A 1015-nucleotide genomic window follows, 5' to 3' on the forward strand; every position below is an offset into this window, starting at 1 on the left:
GGTCATGAGCACCTGCGGCAGCCCCATCGAAGTCCTGCGCGCTCAGGCAGAAATCGAACCCAAGGGGCCCTATGAAGGAACCTCCCAGGGAGGCCACCGCCCCCTTTCGGAAACGTCCAAAGCCTATATCGAAAAGCACGGCATCCCCTACGGGTCATGGTGAACAGGCAGTTGCAGGCTGCATCGGCGCAAGACCGGGTTAGAATCTCTCCCTCGGCTGTTCCGCTCTTCACTCGAAGCTTGCCGCTTGAGGCTTGCAGCTATCCCAGAAGGAAACTCCCATGTCCCGCACCGTGATCAACACCGACAAGGCTCCCGCTGCCATTGGCACCTATTCCCAGGCGATTCGCGCCGGCAATACCGTCTACCTGTCCGGGCAAATCCCGCTGGACCCCAGGACCATGGAGCTGGTGGAAGGCTTCGAGGCGCAGGCCGTGCAGGTCTTCGAGAACCTCAAGGCGGTGGCCGAAGCGGCCGGCGGTTCGCTGAAGGATATCGTCAAGCTCAACATCTTCCTCACCGACCTGGGTAACTTCGCCACCGTCAACGAAGTGATGAGCCGTTACTTCCAACTGCCGTTCCCGGCCCGCGCGGCCATCGGCGTCGCGGCCCTGCCCAAGGGAGCACAGGTGGAAATGGACGCGATCCTGGTCATCGGCTGAGCGCGCCCACAGCCGGCGCGGTGTACCCGCCGCGCTGGTGACGAGCCGTCTCAGCGCACCAGCACCTCGACCCGCCGGTTGCGCGGTTCGGTCGTGGCATCCGGCGTCGTCACCAGCAGGTTGCGCTCGCCATGGGACTCCACCCGCAATTCCATCGCCTCCAGCCCCTGCTGCCTCAACAACTCGGCCACGCTTTGCGCGCGCCGCAACCCGACCTGCTCGTTGGCCGTCCGCGGGCCGAGCGTATCGGTGTGGCCGATCACCGTGACCACCGGATAATCACGCTGCCGCGCCGCCAGCAGTATGCGCTCCAGCGTCTGCTCGGCAGCGTCGCCCAGCCTGCCGCTCGTTTC

At 64.9% G+C, this 1015-nt stretch carries 2 protein-coding genes and 1 pseudogene; 2 read left to right on the forward strand and 1 reads right to left on the reverse strand.

Annotation, left to right across the window (positions count from 1 at the left end; translation table 11 throughout):
- Together IN820_RS22595 and IN820_RS10365 are read left to right on the forward strand one after the other, a co-directional pair.
- Positions 1-163, forward strand: a pseudogene (locus IN820_RS22595) (DUF2931 family protein); the annotation flags it as partial.
- Positions 164-281: 118 nt separating this feature from the next.
- Entirely contained in the window at positions 282-662 is a 381-nt protein-coding gene (locus IN820_RS10365; RefSeq protein ID WP_193680905.1) for a RidA family protein, read from the forward strand.
- Between the two features lie 50 nt (positions 663-712).
- Here the strand turns inward: IN820_RS10365 and IN820_RS22600 are convergent.
- On the reverse strand, positions 713-1015 hold a 303-nt coding region (locus tag IN820_RS22600; protein ID WP_235989123.1), incomplete at its 5' end, for an OmpA family protein.

This window comes from Pseudomonas lopnurensis (genome assembly GCF_015070855.1).
GTDB lineage: Bacteria > Pseudomonadota > Gammaproteobacteria > Pseudomonadales > Pseudomonadaceae > Stutzerimonas > Stutzerimonas lopnurensis.